At 74.0% G+C, this 7,955-nt stretch carries 8 protein-coding genes; 3 read left to right on the forward strand and 5 right to left on the reverse strand.

Features of this window, described 5'->3' with window-relative positions; translation table 11 throughout:
* The coding region (locus tag CWIS_RS00495) for a DUF4439 domain-containing protein (RefSeq protein ID WP_048341264.1) at positions 1-319 on the forward strand (319 nt) is incomplete at its 5' end.
* Between the two features lie 97 nt (positions 320-416).
* On the opposite strand, the gene CWIS_RS00500 is transcribed toward CWIS_RS00495, so the two are convergent.
* A complete protein-coding gene (locus CWIS_RS00500; RefSeq protein WP_048341265.1) occupies positions 417-2,204 on the reverse strand; it encodes a proline--tRNA ligase in 1,788 nt (595 codons plus the stop codon).
* A 135-nt stretch (positions 2,205-2,339) separates the two neighbouring features.
* Here CWIS_RS00500 and CWIS_RS00505 point away from each other — a divergent pair, with 135 nt between their 5' ends.
* Positions 2,340-3,230: an Fpg/Nei family DNA glycosylase gene (locus CWIS_RS00505; RefSeq protein WP_048341266.1), complete on the forward strand. Its 891-nt coding sequence runs from the start codon at positions 2,340-2,342 to the stop codon at positions 3,228-3,230.
* A 53-nt stretch (positions 3,231-3,283) separates the two neighbouring features.
* On the opposite strand, the gene CWIS_RS00510 is transcribed toward CWIS_RS00505, so the two are convergent.
* From CWIS_RS00510 to CWIS_RS00525, 4 genes are all read right to left on the reverse strand, one after another.
* On the reverse strand, positions 3,284-4,183 hold the full coding sequence (locus tag CWIS_RS00510) for a DUF4081 domain-containing GNAT family N-acetyltransferase (protein ID WP_048341267.1): 900 nt from the start codon (positions 4,181-4,183) through the stop codon (positions 3,284-3,286).
* Positions 4,184-4,254: 71 nt separating this feature from the next.
* Complete coding sequence (gene ispG / locus CWIS_RS00515) at positions 4,255-5,415, reverse strand: flavodoxin-dependent (E)-4-hydroxy-3-methylbut-2-enyl-diphosphate synthase (RefSeq protein ID WP_048341268.1); 1,161 nt, start codon at positions 5,413-5,415, stop codon at positions 4,255-4,257.
* Between the two features lie 100 nt (positions 5,416-5,515).
* The gene (locus tag CWIS_RS00520; protein ID WP_048341270.1) at positions 5,516-5,863 is read right to left on the reverse strand and encodes an iron chaperone; all 348 of its coding nucleotides are present in this window, start codon (positions 5,861-5,863) and stop codon (positions 5,516-5,518) included.
* Positions 5,864-5,918: 55 nt separating this feature from the next.
* A complete protein-coding gene (locus CWIS_RS00525) occupies positions 5,919-7,238 on the reverse strand; it encodes an RIP metalloprotease (protein WP_048341269.1) in 1,320 nt (439 codons plus the stop codon).
* A gap of 142 nt (positions 7,239-7,380) precedes the next feature.
* On the opposite strand from CWIS_RS00525, the gene CWIS_RS00530 reads away from it, so the two are divergent.
* On the forward strand, positions 7,381-7,955 hold a 575-nt coding region (locus tag CWIS_RS00530), incomplete at its 3' end, for an FAD-dependent oxidoreductase (RefSeq protein ID WP_156186499.1).

A 7,955-nucleotide genomic window follows, 5' to 3' on the forward strand; every position in this document is an offset into this window, starting at 1 on the left:
CTCGGCCCGCGCGCACCGCGCCGCCGCGGACGCGTGGGCGAACGCGGCCGCGATCGCGGGGACCGAGCAGGACCCGCGCCTGGCCCAGTACGCGCTGCCCACCGACCTGGACGCGGACGGCGCGCTCAGCGCGCTCGGCGTCGCCGTGCAGGACGGGATCGCGCACGTGAGCACCGCGGCCATCGCCGCCGTGCCCGCGGGCACGCGCGACACCTACCTCGACAGCCTTCGCGTGGCGGTCAGCGAGGCGCGTGCGCTCGGCGCCGCCGCGTCCGCGTTCCCGGGCATGCCCGAGCAGGCCGCGCCCGCCACGCCCTGAGCCCCACCCCAGCCCGAGCCCCGGCCACACGCTCGGCCCGCGGCACGCTGAGCACGGGCCGCCCGTGTGAGCGGGCCCGTGCGACCAGGCGTCGCGGTCAGAGCAGCGCAGCGACCTGCGCGGCCACGACGTCGACCGCATCGGCGACCGGCACCTGCGTGCTCTCGCCACCCGCGCGCGGACGGACCTCGACCACGCCGTCGGCGAGCCCACGCCCGACGACCACGACGAGCGGCACGCCGAACAGCTCGGCGTCGGCGAACTTCACGCCGGGCGAGACCTTCGGACGGTCGTCGTAGAGGACTTCGACGCCCCGTGCGGACAGGCCCTGGGCGAGCGCCTCAGCGGCCTCGAAGACCGCCGGGTCCTTGCCCGTGGCGACCACGTGCACGTGCGCGGGCGCGACGTGCGCGGGCCACGCGAGGCCCTTGTCGTCGTGGTTCGCCTCGGCGAGCGCCGCGAGCACGCGCGTCACGCCGATGCCGTACGAGCCCATGGTGACGACCTGCGCCTTGCCGTTCTGGTCGAGCACGGTCAGGCCGAGCGCGCTCGCGTACTTGCGGCCGAGCGCGAAGATGTGGCCGATCTCGATGCCGCGCGCGAGCTCGAGCGGTCCCGAGCCGTCGGGAGCGGGGTCGCCCGCGCGCACCTCGGCGGCCTCGACGGTGCCGTCGGCGGTGAAGTCACGGCCCGCCACGAGGTCGAACACGTGCTTGCCCTGCTCGTTCGCGCCCGTGATCCAGCGCGTGCCCGGCACGACCCGCGGGTCCAGCAGGTAGCGCACGGCCGTGCGCTCCGCGTCCGGCGCGACGGGCACGTTCGGTCCGAGCGCGAGCGGGCCGATGTAGCCGCGCACGAGCTCGGGGTGCGCCGCGAAGTCCGCGTCGCCCGCGGGCTCGACCTCGGCCGGGACGACGGACGCCTCGAGCCGCTTCAGGTCGACCTCGCGGTCTCCGGGCAGCCCGACGACGACGAGCTCGCGCTCGCCTGTGGGGTGCACGAGCGCGAGGACGACGTTCTTGAGGGTGTCGGCGGCGGTCCAGGCGCGGTCGGGCCGCGGGAAGCGGTCGTTGGCGACGGCGACGAGCGTCTCGATCGTCGGCGTGTCCGGCGTGTCCTCGACGTGCGCCTCGGGCGCGTCGTCGTACGGGACGGCCTCAGGGACCACAGTCGTGACGGCCTCGACGTTCGCGGCGTAGCCGCCCGGCGAGCGCACGAACGTGTCCTCGCCGATCGCGGTCGGCGTGAGGAACTCCTCCGAGCGCGACCCGCCCATGGCACCCGACGTCGCCGCGACGATGACGTACTCGAGCCCGAGCCGGTCGAAGACCCGCTGGTAGGCGGCGCGCTGCGCCTCGTACGACGCCTCGAGGCCCGCGTCGTCGACGTCGAACGAGTAGGCGTCCTTCATGACGAACTCGCGCCCGCGGATCAGGCCGGCCCGCGGACGGGCCTCGTCGCGGTACTTCGTCTGGATCTGGAAGAGCGTCAGCGGCAGGTCCTTGTACGACGAGTACAGGTCCTTGACCAGGAGCGTGAACAGCTCCTCGTGCGTCGGCGCGAGCAGGTAGTCGTTGCCCTTGCGGTCCTTGAGCCGGAAGATGTTCGGCCCGTACTCCGACCAGCGACCCGTCGCCTCGTACGGCTCGCGCGGCAGCAGGGCCGGGAAGTGCACCTCCTGCGCACCGGCGGCGGCCATCTCCTCGCGCACGACGGCCTCGACCTTGGCGAGCACGCGCAGGCCGAGCGGGAGCCAGGTGTAGATGCCGGGAGCGGCGCGGCGGATGTACCCCGCGCGCACGAGGAGGCGGTGGCTGGCGACCTCGGCATCGGCGGGGTCCTCGCGCAGCGTACGGACGAACAGCGTGGACAGACGCAGGAGCATGGGTCGAAGCCTAGTTGTCCGACGGGGCCGCGGCGGACGCCCGGGTGGGCGCCACGGTCGAGAGGTGGCCGGTTCGCGACGCGTCCCGGCGCCGAGCGCGGGACGCGGGCGGTCGGGGTGCGCCACGATGGACCCGTGCCCGAGCTCCCCGAGGTCGAGGCGCTCGCCGCGTTCCTGCGCGAGCGCGCGGTCGGCCGCACCGTCACGGCCGTCGGCGTCGGCGACATCGCCGCGCTCAAGACGTTCCGCCCCCCGCCCGACGCGCTCGTCGGCGGGACCGTCGTGGACGCCTCGCGGCACGGCAAGTGGCTCGACCTGCTCGTCGCGACGCCGACGGGCGAACCCGTGCACCTGGTGTGGCACCTGTCGCGCGCGGGCTGGGTGCGCTGGTCCGACTCCCTGGCGACCACGCCGGTGCGCCCGGGGCGCTCGCCGCTCGCGCTGCGCGTGCGGCTCGACGACGGCTCGGGGTTCGACCTCACCGAGCAGGGCACGCGCAAGCGGCTCGCGGTACACGTCGTCGAGGACCCGCACGACGTGCCGCAGATCGCGTCGCTGGGCGTCGAGCCGCTGTCGCCGGAGTTCACGCGCGAGCGGTTCGGCGAGCTCGTCGCGGCGCGCAACCAGCAGGTCAAGGGGCTGCTGCGCAGCCAGGACACGATCGCAGGGATCGGCAACGCGTACTCGGACGAGATCCTGCACGCGGCGCGCACGTCGCCGTTCACGCTCACGGGCAAGCTGACCGACGAGCAGGTCGACGTGGTCTACGCCGCGATCCGCGACGTGCTCGCGCAGGCCGTCGCCGAGGCCTCCGGCAAGCCCGCCGCCGAGCTCAAGGACGCCAAGCGGCGCGGCATGCGCGTGCACGGGCGGACGGGAGCGCCGTGCCCGGGCTGGGACGGGACGCCCTGCGGCGACACCGTGCACGAGGTCTCGTTCGCGGACTCGTCGTTGCAGTACTGCCCGACGTGCCAGACCGGCGGCAAGCCGCTCGCCGACCGCCGCCTGTCCAAGCTCCTGCGGTAGCCCGGCGTGCAGCCGGCGGGAGCAGCGGCGCGGCGACAACAGTGACGCGCGAGCTAGAACAGCACGGTGGCGTACGAGCCGACCTGCCGGAACCCGACCGCGCGATAGGCCGCGATGGCGCGCGCGTTGTAGTCGTTGACGTACAGCGAGACGACCGGTGCCACCTGCTGACGCGCGAGCTCCACGACCGCCGCCATGCCGTGCTCGGACAGCCGCAGGCCACGGCTCCCCGGCTCGACCCACACGCCCTGGACCTGCGCCACTCCCCCGGCGACCGCCCCGAGCTCGGCCTTGAACGTGACCCGCGGGACGCCGGCCGCATCGGGGTCCATCCGGACGAACGAGCGCCCCTGCTCGATCAGCGAGCGCACGCGCGTCTCGTAGGGGCCACGCGGCCCGCTCGCGGGCGAGTAGCCGACCTCCTCGGTGAACATCGCGATGCACGCGGGCAGGACGGTGTCGAACTCGTCGGGCAGCGACCGGCGCACGGCCGGGTCGACCGCGCGCGTCGGGGTGTGGTCGATCACCATCGACGGCTGGTCGTGCCGCACCTCGCGCACGCCCGGCCAGACGGTGCGCAGCCGGTCCCACAGCCCGAGCACGGCCGGGGCGGGCCCGACGATCGACGAGCAGCGACGGCCCTGGCGTGCCGCGGTGGTCGCGAACGCGTCGAGCGCGTCGCACACCACCGCCGGGTCGTTCACCGGGACGACCGGCACCATGTTGGCGCCTGCCCAGCAGATGGCCACGAGCGCACCGCCGTGCTCGTAGCCCCAGAGGGAACCGCCCGTCGCGCCGAGCCTCGTCGCCCGGGCGTGCTCCAGGCGAGCCGTCGCCAGGACCGAGCCGACCGGGTCGAGGGCGCACACGTCCAGCGCCGCCCCGAGGTCCACGTCGTCGAGGACACGTGCCCCGGGTCGCCGGTCGAGCAACGTCGCACGCCGCGAGCCCATGGGGGGATTGTGCCCCACGGAACCGGGCGGCGCGTCACGGACTCGCGTCCGACTTCGCGGCTCGTGCCCGGTCAGCCGACCGTCACCACCGGGCTCGACTGCCCACCCTCGGCGGGCTCCATCGACTCGGCGATGCGCATCGCCTCCTCGATCAGCGTCTCGACGATCTGCGACTCGGGCACGGTCTTGACGACCTCGCCCTTGACGAAGATCTGCCCCTTGCCGTTGCCGGACGCGACGCCGAGGTCCGCCTCGCGGGCCTCGCCCGGGCCGTTCACGACGCAGCCCATGACGGCGACGCGCAGCGGCACCTCGAGCCCCTCGAGCCCGGCCGTCACGCGCTCGGCGAGCGTGTAGACGTCCACCTGGGCGCGCCCGCACGACGGGCACGAGACGATCTCCAGCTTGCGGGGCCGCAGGTTGAGCGACTGCAGGATCTGGATGCCGACCTTGACCTCCTCGACGGGGGGCGCGGACAGCGAGACCCGGATCGTGTCGCCGATGCCCTTGCTCAGCAGCGCGCCGAACGCCGTCGCGGACTTGATCGTCCCCTGGAACGCCGGGCCGGCCTCGGTGACGCCGAGGTGCAGCGGCCAGTCACCTCGCTCGGAGAGCAGCTCGTAGGCGCGCACCATGACGACGGGGTCGTTGTGCTTCACCGAGATCTTGAAGTCGTGGAAGTCGTGCTCCTCGAACAGCGACGCCTCCCACACGGCCGACTCGACGAGGGCCTCGGGGGTCGCCTTGCCGTACTTCGCGAGCAGGCGCGGGTCGAGCGAGCCCGCATTGACGCCGATCCGCAGGCTCACACCTGCGTCCGCGGCGGCGCGTGCGATCGCCCCTACCTGGTCGTCGAACTTGCGGATGTTGCCCGGGTTGACGCGGACCGCGGCGCACCCGGCGTCGATCGCGGCGAACACGTACTTGGGCTGGAAGTGGATGTCGGCGATCACCGGGATCTGCGACTTGCGCGCGATCGCGGGCAGCGCGTCGGCGTCGTCCTGGCTCGGCACGGCGACGCGCACGATGTCGCAGCCGGCGGCCGTCAGCTCGGCGATCTGCTGCAGCGTCGCGTTGATGTCGGTGGTCGGCGTGGTCGTCATCGACTGCACGCTCACCGGAGCGTCACCGCCGACGTCCACCTTGCCGACTCGGATCTTGCGGGTGGGACGTCGCGGCGCCAGCACGGGCGCGGGCGCCTCGGGCATGCCCAGGGAGATCGGTACGCTCACGCGCTCATCATCCCACCTGCGCGCCGAGGTATCGGCGGCCACGCCCGGGTGCACGGCGGACGCGCACGCGATCCCCACACGATCCGCGTGCGGGGACGGCTCAGCGGGCCCGGATCTCCGCGCGCCGGGCGAGCACGAGCCGGTCGAGCAGGTCGTCGGGCACGGGGTGGTCCGACGAGAAGCGCACCGTGCCCTTGGACAGCGAGAACCCCGCGAGCTCGTCGCGCACCGTGTCGAGCGCGCCGGGGCTGAACGGGTACAGCCCGATGTGCGTCTTGGCCACCATCACCGACAGCAGCGGCTTGCCGTCGAGCACGAGCGCGGGCATCCCGTAGCCGACGCCGTCGCTCGCCTCCGGGACGAGCGCCCGCGCGCGGGCGTAGACGTGCTCGACGCACGCGCGCTCCGGCGCGGGCAACGACTCGAGGTACTCCGTCAGCTCGGTCACCGGACGCACGCTACGCCTGCGTGGCGACGCGGGGCTCGGGATCGCGCACGGGCGATCAGGTGATGGTCACCGGGTTCACGATGTCGGCGTACACGAGCAGCAGACCCATCGCCCCGAGCACGACGAACACGCTGTACGCGAGCGGCACGAGCTTGGCCGAGTCGAACGGACCGGGTCGGGGCGCCTTGCGCAGCCTGGCGACCTGACGCCGCGCGCCCTCCCACAGCGCCGCGGCCACGTGCCCGCCGTCGAGCGGCGGCAACGGGATCAGGTTGAACACGAACAGCGCGATGTTCAGGCTCGCCAGCATCTCGAGCAGCCCTGCGAGGCGCACGCTCCAGTCGATCCCCGTGCCCTCGACCGACGCGATCTCACCGGCGAACCGTCCCACGCCGACGATCCCGATGATCGAGTCCGTGCCGCGCTCCTGGCTCCCGAACGTGGTCTGCACCAGGTCGACCATGCGCGCCGGGAGCGTCGCGACGACCGTCGCGGTCTGCCACGTGCGCTCGGCCACCACGCGTGGCACCTCGGCGACGCTCGTCGCCTCGCGCACCGTCGTCGGCGAGACCCCGAGGAACCCGACCGGCACCGTGACGGGCTCGCCGTCGTCGTCGAGGACCGGGTTGCCGTCCGCGTCGTACGAGGGCCGCTGCGCGACCACCGGGGTCACGGTGAGCTCGACAGGGCTCCCGTCCCGCTCGACGACGACGGGAGTCGCCTCGCCGCCCGAGGCACGGATCAGCGTCGTCAGCTCGTCCCACGAGCTCACGTCCGTGCCGTCCCAGCTCACGACCGTGTCGCCGGGGCGCAGGCCCGCGGCAGCCCCCGGCGCGGGCTCGTCGGCGTCCGTGCACTGTCGGTCGGACGCGTCACCCGCGGGGATCACGCACTGCGAGACCGTGCTCAAGGTCGTGGTCGTCGCGGGGACGCCGAAGCCGAGCAGCACGATCGCCAGCAGGACGAACGCGATGAGCAGGTTCATCACCGGGCCGCCGAGCATCACGACGAGCTTCTTGGGCGTCGACAGCCGGTAGAACGCCCGGCCGTCCTCGCCCTCGCGGATCTCCGACGCGCTCGCGTCACGCGCGTCCTGCGCGAGGCGACCCGCCCAGGTGCGCGCGGCCGGGTGCCCGACCGCCTCGGCCGGTGCGTACATCCCGACCAGCCGCACGAAGCCGCCCAGCGGGATCGCCTTGAGGCCGTACTCCGTCTCGCCCTTGGTGCGCGACCACAGCGTCGGGCCGAAGCCGACGAAGTAGTGGCTCACCCGCACGCCGAACCTCTTGGCGGGCACCATGTGGCCCACCTCGTGCAACGCGATCGATGCGAGCAGCACGACCACGGCGATCAGCACGCCGACCAGGTACGCCACGCCATCCTCCTTCGGTGCCCGCCGGAGCCGGACCGGCGCGCACGGGGGCACCATCTTGCCCCGAGAACCTGAGGTTCCGCTGTGACCGGGAGCGCATGCGTGGCGAGTTGTCCCCGGCACGCGCGCCGGGGAGCATCGGCGTGTGAGCCCGCTGCCCCGCACCCGTTCGATCGACAGCCCCGACGACCCCGCGCCGTGGGCGGACGCCGACGCCGCGCCCCGCGCGCCGCTCGACGGCGACACGACCGCCGACGTCGTCGTGGTCGGCGCGGGCCTGACGGGGCTGTGGAGCGCGTACTACCTGCTCGAGTCCGACCCGTCGCTCGACGTCGTGCTCGTCGAGTCCGGGGTCACGGGCCAGGACGAGCGCGGGCTCGGCGGGTGTTCGGCGCGAGTGGGTCTCGACGGCGACGCGCTCGCCCGCAGGTGGGGCGCGCCCGCGGCGGTCGAGGCACGCGCGATCCTGCGCGACGCGGTCGTGGAGGTCGGGGGCGTCGCCGCGGTCGAGCAGGTGGACTGCGGGTTCGCCTTCGGCGGCGAGGTGCTCGTCGCGGCCGACGACGTGGCGCTCGCACGTCTCGAGCGGGAGGCCGCCGCGGCCGTGCGCTGGGGCGACGAGACCCACGTGCTCGACGCGACCGGTCTGCGCGCGCACGTGCAGATCGGCGACGCGCTCGGCGGCACCTGGTCCCCCGAGGCCGCGCGCGTCGACCCGGG

The organism is Cellulomonas sp. A375-1, assembly GCF_001040865.1.
GTDB classification, from domain to species: Bacteria; Actinomycetota; Actinomycetes; order Actinomycetales; family Cellulomonadaceae; genus Cellulomonas; species Cellulomonas gelida.